Source organism: Pseudomonas sp. 8209 (assembly GCF_028682105.1).
Lineage (GTDB): Bacteria > Pseudomonadota > Gammaproteobacteria > Pseudomonadales > Pseudomonadaceae > Aquipseudomonas > Aquipseudomonas palmensis.
This window is the reverse complement of record NZ_JANIAH010000006.1, coordinates 168,488-185,308: the sequence shown is the minus strand read 5'-3', so window position 1 is coordinate 185,308 and position 16,821 is coordinate 168,488. Positions and strand designations below refer to the sequence as shown.

Sequence of the window (16,821 nt, the reverse complement as noted above, 5' to 3'; positions counted from 1 at the left end):
AGGTGCCCCAATGCAAAGGATGGATACGTGAGCGAAACTGCCTTGCCCAACGATGATCTGCAGCCGGCGCCAGAAGCGCCCGCGCAAACGCCCGCCGCCCCTGCCAAGCGGGCCGGCACCGGTCTGGCACTGTTCGCCCTGCTGCTGGGTGCGGCAGGTGTCGCAATCGGTGGCTGGGGTGTCTGGCAGGTGCGCCACTTGCAGGGCGCCAACCAGCTCCAGAGCGAACAATTGCAGGCCTTGAATGCCCAGGCCCAGGCCTTGCAGCAGGGCGAGCAGCGACTGTCGTCACGCCTGGCCGACCTGCCACCGGCCGCCGAGCTCGAAGAGCGCCGGCGCCTGGTGGCGCAATTGCAGGGCGACCAGCAACGTCTGAGCCAGCGCCTGGAGACCGTGCTCGGTGCCAGCCGCAAGGACTGGCGCCTGGCCGAGGCCGAGCACCTGCTGCGCCTGGCCAGCCTGCGCCTGTCGGCATTGCAGGACATCACCAGCGCTCGGGCGCTGGTCGAAGGCGCCGACCAGATCCTGCGCGAGCAGAGCGACCCGGCCTCGTTCGCTGCCCGCGAACAGCTGGCACGCAGCCTGGCCACCCTGAACAGCGTAAAGCAACCGGACCGCACCGGGCTGTTCCTCAAGCTGGCCGCGCTGCGCGAGCAGGTAGTGCAGCTCACCGCCATGGCCCCCGAATTCGAAGAAGGCGGCGAACCGCTGTTCGGCCTGGCTGCCGACGGCGACGGTGCCAGCCGCTGGTCACAGTGGTGGGCGCAGCTGTCGCGCTACTTCCGTATCGATTTCAATGCCGACAAGAACATCAAGCCGTTGCTGGCCGGCCAGGCCCTGAACCAGGTGCGCCTGGCCCTGAGCCTGACCCTGGAGCAGGCGCAGTGGGCCGCGCTCAACGGCGAGCCGAAGGTCTATGCCCAGGCGCTGGATGAAGCGCGCAGCGTGCTGCTGGCCAACTTCAACCACGACAACGAGCAGAGCCAGTCGATGCTCGAACAGCTCAACGCGGTGGCGAACGAGCCGGTGTCGGTAGTGACGCCGGACCTGGCCGACAGCCTCGGTGCGGTCCAGGCCTACCTCGAGCGTCGCCACCTGCCCGCCGAAGAATCGATCACGCGCCAGCCGGCGGCACAAGGTCATGAGGAGGGCACCCCATGAAACGTGCCTACCTGTGGGTGGTGGTGGCGATCGTCGCCGCGACCCTGCTGGGTATCGCCGTGGCCCGGCATAGCGGATACGTGCTGATCGCCTACGACAGCTTCCGCTACGAGTCGAGCCTGTGGGCGACCCTGGCCCTGCTGCTGGCCGTGGTGCTCGTGGTGCTGATGGTGCGCTTCGTGCTGGGCCTGGTGTTCACCTCGGGCGGGGTGGTCAACCCATGGTCGCGGCGCAACCGCAGCCGGCGTACACGCCTGGCCATCGAGCAGGGGCAACTGGACCTGGCCGAGGGCCGCTGGGCCAGTGCCCAGCGCCATCTGCATCGCGCTGCCGAGGCCGAACGCCAGCCGCTGCTCTATTACCTCGGGGCGGCCCGCGCTGCCAACGAACTGGGGCGCACCGAGGACAGCGACAACCTGCTGGAACGTGCCCTGGAACGCCAGCCGCAAGCCGAGCTGGCCATCGCCCTGACCCACGCGCAGTTGCAGGTCGACCGCGGTGACACCGAGGCAGCGTTGGTGACCCTGCAGGCGATGCACGAGCGCCACCCGCACAACGTGCAGGTGCTGCGCCAGTTGCAGCGTCTGTACCAGCAGCGTGGCGACTGGAGCGCGGTGATCCGCCTGCTGCCGGAGCTGCGCAAGGACAAGGTGTTGTCTGCCGCGGAACTGGGCGAGTTGGAGCGGCGGGCCTGGGGCGAAAACCTGAGCCTGGCCGCACGCCGCGAGCAGGACGACCAGACCGCACAGCAGTCCCTTGAACGTGCCTGGCAGCAACTGACCTCGGCACAACGCCAGGAGCCGCAACTGGTGCTGGCGTATGCCGAGCAACTGCGCCAGCTGGGCGCCGAAAGCGACGCCGAGAAGGTCCTGCGTACGGCCCTGCAGCGCGAATACGAAAGCCACCTGGCCCGGCTGTACGGGCTGGTGCGAGGCGGCGACCCGGCGCGTCAGTTGCAGACGGCCGAGGGCTGGCTCAAGCAGCACCCGGACGATCCCAGCCTGTTGCTGACCCTGGGTCGTCTGAGCCTGCAGAATCGTCTGTGGGGCAAGGCGCGCGACTACTTCGAAGACAGCCTGCGCCGGCAGCGCAACCCTGAGGCCTGCGCCGAGCTGGCCCGTCTGCTGGCCGGCCTGGGCGACACCGAGCGCAGCAACCAGCTGTTTCAGGAGGGCCTGGGCCTGTTGGATGAGCGCCTGCTGGCCTTGCCTCTGCCTGAAGCCGTCCGGGCCTGACGTCGTACGGGTTTAGCCCCAGGTTAAACCCGTACTGTTTGGCTGGTTGCGGGGGTGGGTAACTTTTCGCTGAGTTACAGAGGAAATATCCACCTCAACTCTTCGACACTTCCCTTATGTTTCAGCGATTTATCGCGCCTGTCGTGCCTTGAAACAAGGCTCGATTTTCCTCTACCGTTGTTACATGTCTTTCCCGCACCTGGACTTGCCATGCCATTGGCCTGTTTGCGCTCATTGTTCTCCCTGGCTTTCGTCGCGTCGTTACTGATTCTCGCCGGTGCGTTTTACCTCGAATTCACCAAAGGGCTGGTGCCTTGCCCGCTGTGCCAGAGCCAGCGTGTATTGCTGGTTGTGTTTGCCGGTGTCTGCCTGGCCGCGCGCCTGCATGCACCGGGTCAGCCGGGTGCGCGTCGCTATGCGGCTGCGGCGTTGGGCCTGGCGCTGGGGGGCGGCTTGCTGGCGGTGCGCCAGATCTGGTTGCAGGGCAGCGGGGTGGCGGCGGGTGAGGCCTGCTCGATGCCCCTCGGTGCGCTCATCGAGCAAGGCAGCCTTGCCGACGTGCTGCACGCCATGCTGCTCGGTTCGGCCGATTGCGCTTCGATCACCTGGAGCTTTCTGGACCTGAGCCTGCCGGAGTGGAGCCTGCTGGCCTTCCTGCTGCTGGCGGCGCTGGCGTTGGCGCGGCTGCTGTACGTGCAGCCAGCGGCCACGGGCAAGTCATTGAAACCCTGACGCTTGCCGGCGGGGGCCAGGCAATCGACCGATGGCCGCGGGTGCGGCGATTAAACACTTGTATGAAACTTGTCGCCTGCGTACCTTGAAGGCAAGGGCGCGCGGGAATAATCTCCCTTGCACGCATACCCAAAACACTGCTGCTCGATGCCGTTCTGCTGCTTTCTCCCTTTGTTGTGCATACCTCGCACGACGGGGCGCAGCGGCATGACCCAGAAGGGAAGACACCGCCATGTTAGATAGTTGTCAGAATGCTCAGGAACGCTGGGGTGGGGTTCACAAGCTGATTGACCGCTGGCTGGACGAGCGGGCCGAACTGGTCACGGCCTTTCGCGCATTGCGCGATGCCAAACCGGCCTTTGCGGACAAGGACAAGAACCTCGGCTTCTGCGCGATACTGGTCGATTACGTCTCCGCCTGGCACTTCGAGGTCAGTGAGCAGTTGGTGGCTGAAGCCAAGGCGTTCGGAGATGACAAGGGCCTGGAACTGGCGAAGCAGATCAGCCCTCGTATCAGTGCCATTACCGATATCGCGTCGGCTTTCAACGATCACTGCGACAAGGGCAACTGTACCGACCAGGAGCGCTTCGCCAAGAAGCTCAGCGAGCTGGGCAGCCTGCTCCACGAGCGCTTCGAGCTTGAGGATTGCCTGATCGAAGTGCTGCACAACGCGCACAAGGAAGAAGAGGCCGTCCAGGCCTGATCCCTGTCTCCTCCGTTGCCGACATTCAGTCGGCAACCCCCAGTAGTTCGATCTCGAAGATCAGTGGCGTGAACGGCGGAATCAGATCGCCTGCGCCATCGGCTCCGTAGGACTTGGCCGACGGAATCACCACACGCCATTTCGCCCCGACAGCCATCTGTGGCAACGCCACCTGCCAGCCCTCGATCACACTCTTGAGGCTGAACCACTGCGGTTGTTCGCTCTGGTCGAACACGCTGCCATCGGGCAGCTTGCCGACGTAGCGTACCTGCACCCGGCCATCGGCCCTGGGTGAGGCACCATTGCCCTTGACCAGTTCGGTCACCAGTACGCCTTCGGGTAGTTCTCGTACTCCGGCACGGGCTCGTTCGGTGGCCAAGTAACGGGTTTCCACCGCCATCAGCATTTCCACCTGCGACTGCTCGGCGGCCTCGCTGGCCTGGGCCTCGTGCTGGCTGAGAATCGCTTCGCGCCGTGCCTGGCTGATTGCCAGGGGCTTGTTCGCGTAGGCCTGTTGCAACCCCTGGATCAAGGCATCGAGCTGCAGCTCGGGCATCTCGTTGCGCAACCGTTCACCCAGGCTGGCGCCGACGCTATAGGACAGGTCGTGAGCACTTGCCGGTGGCTCGGTGGTGTCTGCGAATGCGCAGGGCAGGGCGAGCAGCAAGAGCAGTAACAGGTAGCGTGGCACAGGCTCACTCCGGGTGGTTTGAGTGCATGGTGAGGGCCGGATGAATCTTTGCATAGAGCAAATTCCGACAGCCTTTTTAACAGCATCTACACTTGTGCGCAGCTGCAGCCATAACAACTTTGCCCAGGCATGCAACGCGGCGTCCTACTTACTGTCAACATGCCCTAGCGGCGGTAGCAGCAGAAGGTCTAGTATGAGCCGCATTCTCGTCAGCCAGGAGGTAAGCCATGTCGGCCAGTAAGAAGCCAGTCAGTACGCCATTACACCTGCTACATCAACTCTCGGGCAGTTTGCTCGAGCATCTGGAAAGTGCCTGCTCGCAAGCACTGGCTGATGCTGAAAAACTGTTGGCCAAGTTGGAAAAACAACGGGGCAAGGCGCAGGAAAAACTTCACAAGTCGCGTCTCAAACTTCAGGACGCTGCGGTCGCCGGCAAGAACAAGGCGCAGAACAAGGCCAAGGGCGCCGTAGGCGAACTGGAAACCCTGCTCGATTCGCTCAAGGATCGCCAGTCGCAAACCCGCCTGTACATCGTGCAGCTCAAGCGTGATGCGCAGGAAAGCCTGAAGCTCGCCCAAGGCGTCGGCAAGGTGCAGGAAGCAGCGTCCAAGGCCCTGACCTCGCGTTCGGCCAAGGCTGCTCCGGTAGCGGCCAAGTCGGCCACCAAGGCCCCGGCCCGCAAGGCTGCAGCCAAGCCAGCCGCTACCAAAGCCGCCGCCAAGCCAGCGGCCAAAACTGCCGCGGCCAAGCCAGCCGCTGCCAAGGCTCCGGCCAAGCCAGCTGCCAAACCTGCAGCCGCCAAGGCTCCGGCAAGGTCTGCTGCCAAACCCGCAGCCGCCAAGGCCCCCGCCAAGCCAGCTGCCAAACCTGCCGCTGCCAAGGCGCCCGCCAAGCCAGCTGCCAAACCTGCTGCGGCCAAGGCTCCGGCCAAGCCAGCTGCCAAACCTGCTGCGGCCAAGGCGCCTGCCAAACCTGCAGCCGCCAAGCCAGCTGCCAAACCCGCCGCTGCCAAGGCTCCGGCCAAGCCAGCTGCCAAGCCTGCTGCTGCCAAGGCCCCCGCCAAGCCCGCCGCTACCCGCGCACCCGCCAAGCCGGCCGCCAAACCCGCTGCTGCCAAACCGGCGACTTCGGCACCTGCTGCGGCCACCACGGCCGCACCGGCTGCTTCGCCTGCCGCTGCACCCGTGACGACCCCAGTGACTCAGTCGCCCTCGACTGCTTCCTGATCCGCCACCGCCACGACGCGCAGCACCTGCAGCGCGTCGTGGTGCCGGGTGCCCTGGGGGGCCAGCACGGCCAGCCAGTCACCTGCCACACCCTGATTCATCCAGCCTTCGCTAGCCTGTTGCAGGCGCGCCAGCAATGTTCGCTCCGCCTCCAGTTCCAGTGCCTTGACCTGCTCGCGCAAGTGCGTCAGCTGCGGGTCGTGCTGCGCGTCTGCACGCCATTGCCGGCGCAGTTGACGCAGCGGTGTCACCACATGCTGCTGCCAGGCAGCGGCCAGCTGTTGCAGGTGCTGTACGCGCTCGGGGGTCACCCCGGCCCTGCCGGCTTCAAGCCACGCCCCGCACAGCAGAAGGCACACATCGGCCCCTTCGTCCTGCAAGGCCAGGCAGGCAGCCTCCACGCCCGGCCGGGCGTACAGGTGCAGAGCGAAATTCCACAGGTCGGTGTGCATGGTCCTACTCGCGCCAGTTGCCATCGAAGCTGGTAGACTCCGCGGCCATTATGATCAGACTTTCGAACCTCACTTTACAGCGTGGTCCCCAGCGCCTGCTAGAAGGCGCCGAGTTGACCCTGCACGCCGGCCAGAAAGCCGGCCTGATCGGTGCCAACGGCGCCGGCAAATCCAGCCTGTTCGCCTTGCTGCGCGGTGAGCTCACGCCCGATTCGGGCGAATGCCAGCTGCCCGGCGACTGGCGCATCGCGCACATGCGCCAGGAGGTCGATACCCTCGATCGCCTGGCGGTGGACTATGTGCTCGATGGCGACGTGCGCCTGCGCGAGGTACAGGCTGCGCTCGCAGCCGCCGAGGCCGCGCACGACAACAATGCATTGGCCCGCCTGCATGTGGAGCTCGACAGCGCCGACGGTTATACCGCCGATGCCCGCGCCCGCAAGCTGCTGGCCGGCCTGGGCTTCAGCAACGAACAGATGGACCGGCGCGTCGGCGACTTCTCCGGCGGCTGGCGCATGCGCCTGAACCTGGCCCAGGCACTGATGTGCCCCAGCGACCTGCTGCTGCTCGACGAGCCCACCAACCACCTGGACCTGGATGCGATCCTGTGGCTTGAAGACTGGCTCAAGAGCTACCCCGGCACGCTGCTGCTGATTTCCCACGACCGCGATTTCCTGGATGCGGTGGTCGACCACGTGGCACACGTGGAACAGTGCAAGCTGACCCTCTACCGCGGCGGCTACAGCGCCTTCGAGCGCGCCCGTGCCGAACGCCTGGCGCAACAGCAGCAGGCGTACGAGAAGCAGCAGGCGCAACGCGCCCACATGGAAAAGTACATCGCCCGGTTCAAGGCCCAGGCCACCAAGGCGCGCCAGGCACAAAGCCGCATCAAGGCACTGGAGCGCATGGAGGAGCTTTCGGCGGCGCATGTCGACTCGCCGTTCGACTTCACCTTCCGCGAGTCCGAGAAGATCTCCAGCCCGCTGCTCGACCTTGCCGAAGCCCGCCTGGGCTATGGCGACAAGACCGTGCTGGAGAAGGTCAAGCTGCAGCTCACCCCGGGTGCGCGCATCGGCCTGCTGGGCCCCAACGGCGCCGGCAAGTCGACCCTGATCAAGAACCTGGCCGGCGAGCTGGAGCCGCTGGCCGGACGCCTGGTGCGCGGCGAGAACCTGGTGGTGGGCTACTTTGCCCAGCACCAGCTCGATTCGCTGGACAGCAAGGCCAGCCCCCTGCTGCACCTGCAGCGCCTGGCCCCCACCGAGCGCGAGCAGACCCTGCGCGACTTCCTCGGCGGTTTCGATTTTCGCGGTGCGCGCATCGACGAGCCGGTGCTGAACTTCTCCGGCGGCGAAAAGGCCCGCCTGGCCCTGGCGCTGATTGCCTGGGAGCGGCCCAACCTGCTGCTGCTCGACGAACCGACCAACCACCTGGACCTGGAGATGCGCCTGGCACTGACCATGGCCCTGCAGGAGTTCAGTGGCGCGGTACTGGTGGTGTCCCACGACCGTCACCTGCTCAAGAGCACCACCGACGACTTCCTGCTGGTGGCAGACGGCAAGGTCGAGACCTTCGATGGCGACCTCGACGACTACACCCGCTGGCTGGTCGAGTATCGTCAGCGCAATGCCCCGGTCAGCACCACACCGGTCAACCCCGACAAGACCGACAAGAAGGCCCAGCGCCAGGCTGCGGCGGCGTTGCGCCAGCAACTGGCCCCGCACAAGCGCCAGGCCGACAAGCTCGAAGCCGAGCTGGCCAAGTTGCATGAAGAGCTGGCCGGGGTCGATGCCAGCCTGAGCGACAGCGCGCTGTATGAAGCGGCGCGCAAGGACGAGCTGCGCGAGCTGCTGGCCCGCCAGGCCAAGCTGAAGGTGCGCGAAGGCGAGCTGGAAGAAGCCTGGATGCAAGCGCTCGAAGTGCTTGAAAGCATGCAGGCCGAGCTGGAGGCGTTGTCCTGATGGAGTCGATGCAGGGATTGCTGCCGGTCGAGTGGATCGGCCCCTTCTGGATGGGCCTGCAGATACTGCTGATCCTGGTCGCGGCGTACCTGCTGCAACGCCTGGTGGCGCGCTGCCTGACTCGCCTGAGCGAGCGTTACCCGTTGCCGCCGGAGCTGATGGTGCCGCTGCGCGGCGGCTTGCGCTGGCTGATCATGGGCAGCGCGCTGATCTTCGTGCTGGAGCGCCTGGGTGTTTCGGCCACGGTGCTGTGGACGGCCCTGTCGGGCTTTGTCGCGGTGGCGGCGGTGGCCTTCTTCGCGATGTGGAGCGTACTGTCCAACCTGCTCTGCGCGGTGCTGATCTTCACCGTGGGGCCGTTTCGCATCGGCGACGTTGTCGAGCTGGTCGAGACACTCGACAAGCCGGGGGTCAAGGGCCGCGTGACCGCGATCAACCTGCTGTTCACCACCTTGGTCGAACTGCCCGAGGCGGGCGGCGCACTGGTGCAGGTGCCCAACAGCCAGTTCTTCCAGAAGAGCGTGCGCCGCTGGCGCGGTTCGGACGGCCTGGCCGTGGTAAGCGAAAGCCCGAAACCCGGGGCCTGAACACCGGCTGCAAAAAAATGTGGTGATTTTTTCAGCGGCGCATTAGCGTGGAACCCTTGAACAAGGGTCCGGGCCGAGGTGTGTGATGTCGCTGGAAACGTGGTTGGCTTTTTTTGCTGCCTGTTGGGTAATCAGTCTTTCGCCGGGGGCGGGGGCCATTGCGTCCATGTCCTGCGGCCTGCAGTACGGCTTCTGGCGCGGCTACTGGAACGCGCTGGGCCTGCAGTTGGGGCTGGTGATGCAGATCGCGATCATTGCCGCCGGCGTGGGCGCGGTACTCGCTGCCTCGGCTACCGCGTTCCAGGTCATCAAATGGTTTGGCGTTGCCTACCTGATCTACCTGGCCGTGAAACAGTGGCGAGCGCTGCCGGCAGACCTGGCCGACGACTCGACGGTACGCCCCATCGGCAAGCCGCTGAGCCTGGTGTTCCGTGGTTTTCTGGTCAACGTCAGCAACCCCAAGGCGCTGATCTTCATGCTTGCGGTGCTGCCGCAGTTCATCAATCCGCATGCCGAGCTGCTGCCGCAGTACCTGACGATCGCCGGCACCATGGTGGCGGTGGACCTGCTGGTGATGGCGGGTTATACCGGGTTGGCGGCGCGGGTGTTGCGCCTGTTGCGCACGCCCCGGCAGCAGCGGCGCATGAACCGCACGTTTGCCGGGTTGTTCCTGGGTGCGGCGACATTGCTGGCGACCATTCGCCGGGCGCCGGTCTAAGACCGGAAGGCTGCGCCTTCCATCGCGGGTCACCACTGTTCTTGTGGGAGCCGGCGTTGCCGGCGAAGAGGCCAGCACAGACACCCAATAAAAAAGGCGACCCGAGGGTCGCCTTTTGCATGCTCAGCGCAAGATCTGCGCCGGTTCATCCGGCGGCAGGTTGTTGCGCATCGGCGCACGTTCCTGATCCGGCATCACACCCACCAGCTGCTCCTTGAGCTGTCTGGCCACATCCATGCCCAGTTCCTTGGACACTTCACGCACCACCCGCGGACGGTTCAGGCTGACCCGCACGTCCTGGCTGTTCACCAGCTTGGTGTCCTGGCCTTCACCCATGGCGGTGAACGCCGAGGTGATCTCGTAGGTACGGGTGTTGATCAGGCTGAAATCGGCCACCAGGGTCAGGCCCAGGATCGCCGAGTAGCTGTTGGTGTTGTCGATCGAGGTGATATCGCGCTGGAAGTCGATATCCGACAGGGTGCCGAACAGTACGTAGTCGGCGCCCTTGTAGTTGCCCGCCTTGATCCGCGCGATCACGTCATACACGTCCTGCTTGGCCTTGGCCGTGTACGGCGTGCCCTGCACCAGCTGGAACATGCCGGACTTGAGGATCTCGCCCTTGATGTCACCGCTGAACTTGCGCAGCTCGGTCTGCTCGATGTAGCTCTGGCTGCTTTCGAACTCGCTGTAGCTGGACGACGCGTTGGCGTGGTACATGCTCGCATTCGAGTTGCTGCTCGCCGAGACCATGTGGATGTACTGCTCCACGCGCTCCTGATAAGCCAGGTCGGTGACCGCTACCTTGGGGGCCGCTTGCACGCCGAACGCGCAAGCCAGGCCGATGATGCCCATCCATGCACGCATTGCTTAGCGCTCCGTGGTCTTGCGGATTTCTTTTTCGTCCATCCACTCGGCCAGGCCGCTTTCCACGTCGATCAGCTGCAGGCTGAACTTGTAGAACACGTCCTTGTAGTCGCTGCTGCGCTTGACGATCGAGCTGATCGACCCTTCCAGGCGGTATTTGGCAGCGATCATGTTGCCGGTCTTGGCCACGGTGTTCTTCTTGTACAGGCCGCTCTGGTTCTGCAGCTTGAGCTGGTCGACCTGGCTCTGCATCTGGTTGTTGTCGCTGGCGAAGCGGGCGGTGCCGGTCTTCATCAGCTGGGTCTTGATCGAGGTGGTGATCTCGCGGGTATCGATGTACTCGCTGGTCTTGTTCTTCACGTCGTAGACCTGAACCACCGGACGGCCCTGCAGGATGCCGGACTGGGCCAGCGAGCGGGTCATGCTTTCGGCGATCATCTGCAGGTCGGTGGAACCGAACTCGTTGGTGACCAGTTCAACGGCCTTGCTATCGCCGTAGCCAATGTTCTTGCCGCCCAGTACAGGGGAGTTGTTGGCGCAGCCGCTGGCCAGCGCGACCACTACGGCCAGCAGGGAAAAACGAGCGAACATCATGTTGAGCATCTCCTGAAAATTGAAAATTACTGGGCCTGGACTTCAATGCGGAAGTCAGTGGCCTGGGGGACCGGGGCAATCGCTGGCAGTACGGTGGACTGCGAGCCGTACAGGCTCAGGGTCTTCCAGCTTTCTTCGCTGGCGACCGGGAAGCCGTCGTTGCCCAGCCAGGCAAAGCGATAGAACATCGTCTTGTTGCTGCGGCTGGTGTTGGTCAGCGAGACCTTGACGGTCATGAAGCCGTTTTCGCGGGCAACCCGCATCGGGCCGATATCGATGTTGCTCAGTTTGCCCATCACGACCACCTTGCTGGCGGCGCTGCCCGGTGCGGGCGGTGGTGGGGTGGCGCAGCCGGCCAGCAGGGTGGCGGTGGCGAGCGCGGCGAGAAGCTTGAGGCGCATGGCGATTCCTTGGCTTACTTGAGGCTGGCGACGGCGGCGGCCGGCGCAGGCTGGGTGACTTGCAGGGCCGGGCCACCGGCGTAGACGCGGTTGCCCACGACGCGCAGGGCCACGACCTGATAGGGGCGATCGATCTTCACGGCGATCTTGCTGCCGCCCAGGTTCGACGGCAGGCTCAGCTGGTGCTCGCCCTGGGCCAGGCGCACGCGGGCAACCAGGGTGTCGTCCGGCAGGGTGCGCCAGGTACGGGTGTCGGCGCCTTCGGTGACGGCCGAGGCGATGCCTACGGCCAGACCAGCCAGCGGGTTGACGTCGTTGAGCTGCTTTTGCGCCACGCCACGGGTGATGGCGCGCACGCTGGTGCGCAGGATGATGCCTGGCATGTCGTCACGCAGCGCGCGGCGCGACATGGCGGTGGTGCTGTTGAGCGCGGTCAGCGAGAGGGTCTTGTCGTTCAGGTAGATCTCGCTGAAGTGCGCGGTGGAGGTGTCTTCCTTGATGATCGGGAACGACAGCGGGGTGATCACCAGATTGCCGCTGATTGGCAGGGGCAGGGGGATGCGCACCGAGTCGCGGGCCGGCGCCAGGCCGCTCTGCACCACGATCAGCACGTCGCTGTCGGCGCCCTTGGCGGCAGGCTTGTCGAGGTCGAGCAGCGCACGCTCGAGCAGCGCGGTGTTCGGGCGCAGTTCGGCCGCCTTGCGGTAGCCCGGTGCAGCCAGGCCTTTTTCGCCCAGTGCTTCGTATACGTAGCCGGACAGGTAGTGGCTGAACGCACTCTGGTAGCTGTTCTTCAGGCCGACCACTTCAGGCGCGTCCAGGGCGGCCACCGGGTAGCCCTGCAGGTCCTTGTACTCGGTCTTGACGCCTTCCTTCTCGGCCTCTTCTTCGCGCTTGAGGTATTCCTTGTCGCGCAGCTCGGCGATCACGGCCTCACGTTCGTGGGTTTTCTTGATTTCGGTGCGGGCACCGTCGAAATCATTCTGAGCCAGCAGGTTCAGGGCCATCTGGGTGGTCAGCATGACTTTTTCGTAGTCGTAGCCTTCGTAGCGGCGCACCTTGTCGTTGACCAGGTAGCTGCCGAACTGGCTCAGGTACTTGGCGGTGTCCAGCTTCACCGACTCTTCCCACTTGAACACCACGCTATCGGCTTCGCGCCAGGCATCCTGGCTGCCGCTCAGGTCGCCCTTGGAGCGCAGCAGTTCGCCTTTCTCGAAGTAGTAGAGAAGGTCCTTGTCCTCACCCTTGTTGTTCTTTTCCAGCAGGGCCAGGGCCGCGTCGACGTTGCCGCTGGCCAGCTGCTGGTTGGTTTCCTGGAGTTCGCTGTCGTAGCTGCGAAACGCTGCGCAGCCCGTCAGTTGGACGATCGCGCACAGCGTGGCGACGGTGAGGACACGGGAGGCCATCTTGAATCTCTTCCCTGAAAAGTGACGTTAGGCGCCGGCGAGTGGCGGTGATCCCTTTGGACGCTAGTTCCAAATCCTCTTAGCAGAGGAGCCTGTATTTCCATTCGCTATAACGAAAGGCGCGGCATTATAGACGCAATGACTGGCTAATTAATGGCCTTGTGCTTCATTTTTTCTTGGATGTGCCAGTAGTCACATTTCCCGTGTGGTGTAGGAATAAGTCGATTCCCGGGGTAGGAGATAAACTTGTTTCAAAATTTTTCATGAAACTTCCGGGTGGTGCTTGAGCCGGCGCAAGTGGAAGTGAACAATGCAATCCTCCTCATTCCTGTTCGAGATTGGCTCCCATGATGCCCCGCCCCCGTGTGTTCGCCTGGCTGCTAGGGCCGCTGCTGGCCCTGGGCAGTGCCTTGAGCAGTGCCGCGCCGCAAGCGCCGCTGATTACCCCGGACCCGGCCCGCGGTGCACCGCTGTACGCCCAGCACTGTTCGGTGTGCCACGGTGACGGCGGCGCCGGCGATGGGCCGGCGGGGTTGGGGCTGGAACCACCGCCGGGCGATCTGCGCCAGGCGGCGCGGCTCGACACCCTGAGCCTGGCCGAGCTGTACCGGGTGATGGAGCAGGGCATCGAGGGCAGCGACATGCCGGCGTTCGCCGACCAGCTCGACGAGCGCCAGCGCTGGGATGTGGCCAGCTACATTGCCGGCTTCAGCGCCGAGCCTGGTGCTGGGCAGGCCGACCGGCGCTTCAGCCTGGCCGAACTGGCGCAGCTCACCCCGGCGCAGGTGCGTGACACCCAGGGTGGCGAGGCGGCGGCCGCCTTTCGCGCCCAGCGCGCCAAGCCGCCAGCGGCGCAACGCGGCCCTGGCCAACTGATCGACTACACCGCCACCACCCTCGAACAGAGCCTGGCCGCCTATCGTGCCGGCGACCACGAGCAGGCCTACGACCTGTCGGTGGCGGCGTACCTGGAGGGCTTCGAGCTGGTGGAAAGCGCTTTGGACAACGTCGATGCCAACCTGCGCAAGAACACCGAAAAGGCCCTGATGGCCTACCGCCAGGGGTTGCAGGACGGCTTGCCGGTGGAGCAGGTGACGCAACGCCTGGCGGCGGCCAAGGCCAAGCTCGAAGCATCGGCCAAGCTGCTGGGTGGCGATGGCCTGAGTTGGTCGCTGAGCTTCATCTCCGGCCTGCTGATTCTGCTGCGCGAGGGGCTGGAGGCAATCCTGGTGCTGGCGGCGATTCTGGCCTTCCTGCGCAATACCGGGCAGCAGTCGGCGGTGCGCAGCGTCAACGTGGGGTGGGCGCTGGCCCTGGTGGCGGGCTTTGCCACCTGGGCATTGGCTGCCTACGTGATCGACGTGGGGGGCGCACAGCGTGAACTGCTGGAGGGCTGCACCGCCCTGTTCGCCTGCGTGATGGTGCTGTGGCTGGGGGTGTGGATGCACGACCGGCGCCATGCGGCGGCCTGGCAGGACTACATCAAGAGCAGCCTGGTGGGGGGCGGCGGCCGCTTCGGCTTTGCCGTGCTGGCGTTCTTTTCGGTTTACCGCGAACTGTTCGAGGTGATCCTGTTCTACGAAACCCTGTGGCTGCAGGCCGGGCCTGCGGCGCACGATGCGGTGCTGGCCGGCGGGGCGACGGCGCTGGTGCTGCTGGTGGGTCTGGCGTGGGTGATTCTGCGCGGGTCGGCGAAGTTGCCGCTGTCGCTGTTCTTCAGCATCAACGCGGCGCTGCTGTGCGCGTTGTCGGTGGTGTTTGCCGGGCATGGGGTGAAGGCGTTGCAGGAGGCGGGGGTGTTCGGTACGCGGCCAGTGCCGTTCTTCGACTTCGACTGGCTGGGGATTCATGCCGATGCGTATTCGCTGGCCGCGCAGGCATTGGCGCTGGTGGCCATTGCGGTGTTGTACGGGCGCAGTTGGCTGGCAGGGCGGCGGGTTTCGGTGCACTGATCGAGGGCCCCTTTGCTGGCTTGTCGGCGAATGCTGCAACGCCGCGCCAATGCAGGGATACTGTGCCCCTTGTTCTCTTTGCGGTGGATAACCCAACCATGCGTGTCTGGATCGACGCCGATGCCTGCCCCAAGGCGGCCAAGGACCAACTGGTAAAATTTGCCCTCAAGCGCCAGTTCGAGGTGGTGCTGGTCGCCGGTCAGGGCCAGATCAAGCCGGCCTTTGCCTGCGTCAGGCTCATCGTGGTGCCCAGTGGGCCGGATGCTGCCGACGACTACCTGGTGGAACACGCCGTGCCCGGCGAGTTGGTGATCTGCAGCGATGTGCCGCTGGCCGATCGGCTGGTCAAGAAGGGGGTGGCCGCGCTCGATCCGCGTGGCCGCGAATTCGACGAGCGCAACATGGGCGAGCGGCTGGCGGTGCGCAACCTGTTCACCGACCTGCGCGAGCAGGGCCAGGTCGGTGGTGGGCAGGCGCCCTACGGCGAGCGTGAGAAACAGGCCTTCGCCAATGCGCTGGACCGCATTCTCACGCGGTTGGCACGCGCCTACCCGCAGTGATGCCTCAGTCGGCCTCGTGGGTCAGTTCCAGCACCCGGTCGACCAGCTTGTAGATCCCGCCCGCCGCCTCGCCGATGCTCTGCGCCAGCATGTAGGCGGGGGTGCTGACCAGCTTGCGCTGAGTGTCTTCGACGATGTCGTGCACATCGCATTCTTCATGGGTGCCGCCCATCTTGACCACGGCCGCGCTGGTGTCGGCATCGTTGCCGATGGTGCAGACCACGCCTGGCCCGTAGATCTTGGCCGCCAGGGCCGGCGAAATGCAGATCAGGCCCACCGGCTTGCCCGCTTCGGCGAAGGCTTCGGCCAGTGCGAGCACATCGGGGTTGACCGAGCATTTGTCGCCTTCCACGGCGAAGTTGGAGAGGTTTTTCGCAGCGCCGAAGCCACCGGGCACGATCAGTGCGTCGAAGTCGTCCGCATTCGCTTCACGCAGGTCCTTGACCTCGCCGCGCGCAATGCGCGCCGACTCCACCAGCACGTTGCGCGTTTCGGGCATCTCTTCGCCGGTAAGGTGGTTGATCACATGCATCTGCGCGATGTTTGGCGCAAAGCACTGCACCTGGGCGCCACGCTGGTCAAGGCGCAGCAGGGTGATGACGCTCTCGTGAATTTCGGCACCGTCGTACACACCGCAACCGGAAAGGATCACCGCAACTTTTTTCTTGGTCATGCTCACTACTCCCGTTCAAGGCGCTAAATGTCCCCTGATTTGGCCATTCTCGCCAGGCTCTCTACATAGATCGCAATGCAGGGGGAGTGTTCAGTCGTGAGAGCGAGCAGCCAGGCCTATGGCCGGTCGCCACCTTCGCCAGTGTGCTGCTCCCGGGCCTGGGCCCGCGCCTGTTCGGCCTGGGCCTCGGCGGCTTCCTGGCGGGCAATGCGGGCGGCCTTGAAGCGCCGGCGCAGCCACAGCAGGGCGCCCAGTACCACCAGGGCACCGAGTACCCACAGCTCGTACTTCTTCACGTTGCCCAGCAGCCCTTCGAGGATGGCGCCGAAGTGGTAGGCGGCCGCGCCCAGGGCCAGTGCCCATACCGCGGCACCGATGCCGTTGAGCAGCAGGTAGCGGCGCGGCGGGTAGCCGGACAGGCCGATGGCCACGGGCATCACCGTGCGCAGGCCGTAGACGAAACGGAAACTCAGCACCCAGATGTCGGGGTGGCGGCGGATGTGCTCCAGCGCACGGTCCCCCATCATCTGCCAGCGCGGCTTGCGCGCCAGCAGCTTGCGCCCGTGACGACGCCCCATGAAGTACCACAGCTGGTCGCCGGCATAGCTGCCGAAGAAGGCAACCAGCACCACCATGTTGATATCCATGTAGCCACGGAACGCAAGAAATCCGGCGAGAACCAGTATGGTCTCACCTTCAAAAAAGGTGCCTAGAAAAAGGGCAAAATAGCCGAAATCCTGCAGGAATTGTTCAAGCATTTTCTGGGTGCTGGCGAAATGAACGCGCAGCCTACCCCCTGGGAGGCTTTAGGGAAAGTGTCCAAATGTGTCTCGACGTGAACATTTCCTACAAGGAGAATGAATGCGTCCATAAGTCGCAGGGTTGCCTCAGGTCGTCATACGGGC

17 protein-coding genes and 1 pseudogene are annotated in these 16,821 nt (G+C 64.7%); 10 read left to right on the top strand and 8 right to left on the bottom strand.

What is annotated here, in order from left to right; all coding sequences use genetic code 11:
- The first annotated feature begins 27 nt into the window (after positions 1-27).
- The 4 genes from NP552_RS14840 (at position 28) to NP552_RS14825 (ending at position 3,831) form a co-directional block, all read left to right on the top strand.
- Positions 28-1,161: a uroporphyrinogen-III C-methyltransferase gene (locus tag NP552_RS14840; RefSeq protein WP_274096859.1), complete on the top strand. Its 1,134-nt coding sequence runs from the start codon at positions 28-30 to the stop codon at positions 1,159-1,161.
- Complete coding sequence (locus NP552_RS14835; protein WP_054915489.1) at positions 1,158-2,396, top strand: heme biosynthesis HemY N-terminal domain-containing protein; 1,239 nt, start codon at positions 1,158-1,160, stop codon at positions 2,394-2,396. Before NP552_RS14840 ends, NP552_RS14835 begins: the two co-directional genes overlap by 4 nt.
- A 210-nt stretch (positions 2,397-2,606) precedes the next feature.
- The gene (locus NP552_RS14830; protein WP_043863374.1) at positions 2,607-3,128 is read left to right on the top strand and encodes a disulfide bond formation protein B; all 522 of its coding nucleotides are present in this window, start codon (positions 2,607-2,609) and stop codon (positions 3,126-3,128) included.
- Positions 3,129-3,360: 232 nt separating this feature from the next.
- Positions 3,361-3,831: an Rsd/AlgQ family anti-sigma factor gene (locus tag NP552_RS14825; protein WP_043863375.1), complete on the top strand. Its 471-nt coding sequence runs from the start codon at positions 3,361-3,363 to the stop codon at positions 3,829-3,831.
- A gap of 25 nt (positions 3,832-3,856) precedes the next feature.
- Here NP552_RS14825 and NP552_RS14820 read toward each other — a convergent pair whose 3' ends face one another.
- The gene (locus NP552_RS14820) at positions 3,857-4,522 is read right to left on the bottom strand and encodes an FKBP-type peptidyl-prolyl cis-trans isomerase (protein WP_078480668.1); all 666 of its coding nucleotides are present in this window, start codon (positions 4,520-4,522) and stop codon (positions 3,857-3,859) included.
- 227 nt (positions 4,523-4,749) lie between these two features.
- Between NP552_RS14820 and NP552_RS14815 the strand changes: the two genes are divergently transcribed.
- Entirely contained in the window at positions 4,750-5,748 is a 999-nt protein-coding gene (locus tag NP552_RS14815; protein ID WP_078480670.1) for an AlgP family protein, read from the top strand.
- Here the strand turns inward: NP552_RS14815 and NP552_RS14810 are convergent.
- Positions 5,724-6,200 carry a TIGR02444 family protein gene (locus NP552_RS14810; RefSeq protein WP_058541743.1) on the bottom strand — a complete coding sequence of 159 codons (477 nt, stop codon included), beginning with the start codon at positions 6,198-6,200 and terminating at the stop codon, positions 5,724-5,726. The genes NP552_RS14815 and NP552_RS14810 overlap by 25 nt on opposite strands.
- A 50-nt stretch (positions 6,201-6,250) precedes the next feature.
- On the opposite strand from NP552_RS14810, the gene NP552_RS14805 reads away from it, so the two are divergent.
- The 3 genes from NP552_RS14805 (at position 6,251) to NP552_RS14795 (ending at position 9,466) form a co-directional block, all read left to right on the top strand.
- Positions 6,251-8,161 (top strand): ATP-binding cassette domain-containing protein, encoded by a 1,911-nt coding sequence (locus NP552_RS14805; protein WP_058541744.1) that lies wholly within the window; start codon positions 6,251-6,253, stop codon positions 8,159-8,161.
- On the top strand, positions 8,161-8,748 hold the full coding sequence (locus NP552_RS14800; RefSeq protein ID WP_043863379.1) for a mechanosensitive ion channel family protein: 588 nt from the start codon (positions 8,161-8,163) through the stop codon (positions 8,746-8,748). The genes NP552_RS14805 and NP552_RS14800 overlap by 1 nt, the downstream gene beginning before the upstream one ends.
- An 85-nt stretch (positions 8,749-8,833) precedes the next feature.
- Positions 8,834-9,466: a LysE family transporter gene (locus tag NP552_RS14795; protein WP_043863380.1), complete on the top strand. Its 633-nt coding sequence runs from the start codon at positions 8,834-8,836 to the stop codon at positions 9,464-9,466.
- Positions 9,467-9,589: 123 nt separating this feature from the next.
- On the opposite strand, the gene NP552_RS14790 is transcribed toward NP552_RS14795, so the two are convergent.
- From NP552_RS14790 to NP552_RS14775, 4 genes are read right to left on the bottom strand one after another with little or no spacing between them, the layout of a single operon-like run.
- On the bottom strand, positions 9,590-10,330 hold the full coding sequence (locus NP552_RS14790; RefSeq protein WP_043863381.1) for a hypothetical protein: 741 nt from the start codon (positions 10,328-10,330) through the stop codon (positions 9,590-9,592).
- A 3-nt stretch (positions 10,331-10,333) separates the two neighbouring features.
- Positions 10,334-10,921, bottom strand: a complete 588-nt coding sequence (lpoB, locus tag NP552_RS14785; RefSeq protein ID WP_043863467.1) for a penicillin-binding protein activator LpoB — start codon at positions 10,919-10,921, stop codon at positions 10,334-10,336.
- 29 nt (positions 10,922-10,950) lie between these two features.
- Complete coding sequence (locus tag NP552_RS14780) at positions 10,951-11,325, bottom strand: YcfL family protein (protein WP_043863382.1); 375 nt, start codon at positions 11,323-11,325, stop codon at positions 10,951-10,953.
- Between the two features lie 14 nt (positions 11,326-11,339).
- A complete protein-coding gene (locus NP552_RS14775; RefSeq protein ID WP_054915494.1) occupies positions 11,340-12,731 on the bottom strand; it encodes a COG3014 family protein in 1,392 nt (463 codons plus the stop codon).
- A 428-nt stretch (positions 12,732-13,159) separates the two neighbouring features.
- On the opposite strand from NP552_RS14775, the pseudogene NP552_RS14770 reads away from it, so the two are divergent.
- Together NP552_RS14770 and NP552_RS14765 are read left to right on the top strand one after the other, a co-directional pair.
- Positions 13,160-14,683 (top strand): annotated as a pseudogene (locus NP552_RS14770) (FTR1 family protein); the annotation flags it as partial.
- A gap of 98 nt (positions 14,684-14,781) precedes the next feature.
- Positions 14,782-15,243 (top strand): YaiI/YqxD family protein, encoded by a 462-nt coding sequence (locus NP552_RS14765; protein ID WP_043863384.1) that lies wholly within the window; start codon positions 14,782-14,784, stop codon positions 15,241-15,243.
- 4 nt (positions 15,244-15,247) lie between these two features.
- Here the strand turns inward: NP552_RS14765 and elbB are convergent, their stop codons facing one another.
- Both elbB and NP552_RS14755 read right to left on the bottom strand, forming a co-directional pair.
- Positions 15,248-15,916, bottom strand: coding sequence for an isoprenoid biosynthesis glyoxalase ElbB (elbB, locus tag NP552_RS14760; RefSeq protein ID WP_043863385.1), 669 nt, complete (start codon positions 15,914-15,916; stop codon positions 15,248-15,250).
- 116 nt (positions 15,917-16,032) lie between these two features.
- Positions 16,033-16,674 (bottom strand): DedA family protein, encoded by a 642-nt coding sequence (locus NP552_RS14755; protein WP_043863386.1) that lies wholly within the window; start codon positions 16,672-16,674, stop codon positions 16,033-16,035.
- Between the last annotated feature and the right edge of the window lie 147 nt (positions 16,675-16,821).

Coding starts and splice junctions, on each gene's coding strand:
- NP552_RS14765 (WP_043863384.1), top strand. CDS start 14,782: ATGCGTGTCTGGATCGACGCCGATGCCTGCCCCAAGGCGGCCAAGGAC.
- NP552_RS14830 (WP_043863374.1), top strand. CDS start 2,607: ATGCCATTGGCCTGTTTGCGCTCATTGTTCTCCCTGGCTTTCGTCGCG.
- lpoB (WP_043863467.1), bottom strand. CDS start 10,921: ATGTTCGCTCGTTTTTCCCTGCTGGCCGTAGTGGTCGCGCTGGCCAGC.
- NP552_RS14790 (WP_043863381.1), bottom strand. CDS start 10,330: ATGCGTGCATGGATGGGCATCATCGGCCTGGCTTGCGCGTTCGGCGTG.
- NP552_RS14835 (WP_054915489.1), top strand. CDS start 1,158: ATGAAACGTGCCTACCTGTGGGTGGTGGTGGCGATCGTCGCCGCGACC.
- NP552_RS14805 (WP_058541744.1), top strand. CDS start 6,251: ATGATCAGACTTTCGAACCTCACTTTACAGCGTGGTCCCCAGCGCCTG.
- NP552_RS14755 (WP_043863386.1), bottom strand. CDS start 16,674: ATGCTTGAACAATTCCTGCAGGATTTCGGCTATTTTGCCCTTTTTCTA.
- NP552_RS14780 (WP_043863382.1), bottom strand. CDS start 11,325: ATGCGCCTCAAGCTTCTCGCCGCGCTCGCCACCGCCACCCTGCTGGCC.
- NP552_RS14810 (WP_058541743.1), bottom strand. CDS start 6,200: ATGCACACCGACCTGTGGAATTTCGCTCTGCACCTGTACGCCCGGCCG.
- NP552_RS14825 (WP_043863375.1), top strand. CDS start 3,361: ATGTTAGATAGTTGTCAGAATGCTCAGGAACGCTGGGGTGGGGTTCAC.
- NP552_RS14795 (WP_043863380.1), top strand. CDS start 8,834: ATGTCGCTGGAAACGTGGTTGGCTTTTTTTGCTGCCTGTTGGGTAATC.
- elbB (WP_043863385.1), bottom strand. CDS start 15,916: ATGACCAAGAAAAAAGTTGCGGTGATCCTTTCCGGTTGCGGTGTGTAC.
- NP552_RS14800 (WP_043863379.1), top strand. CDS start 8,161: ATGGAGTCGATGCAGGGATTGCTGCCGGTCGAGTGGATCGGCCCCTTC.
- NP552_RS14815 (WP_078480670.1), top strand. CDS start 4,750: ATGTCGGCCAGTAAGAAGCCAGTCAGTACGCCATTACACCTGCTACAT.
- NP552_RS14775 (WP_054915494.1), bottom strand. CDS start 12,731: ATGGCCTCCCGTGTCCTCACCGTCGCCACGCTGTGCGCGATCGTCCAA.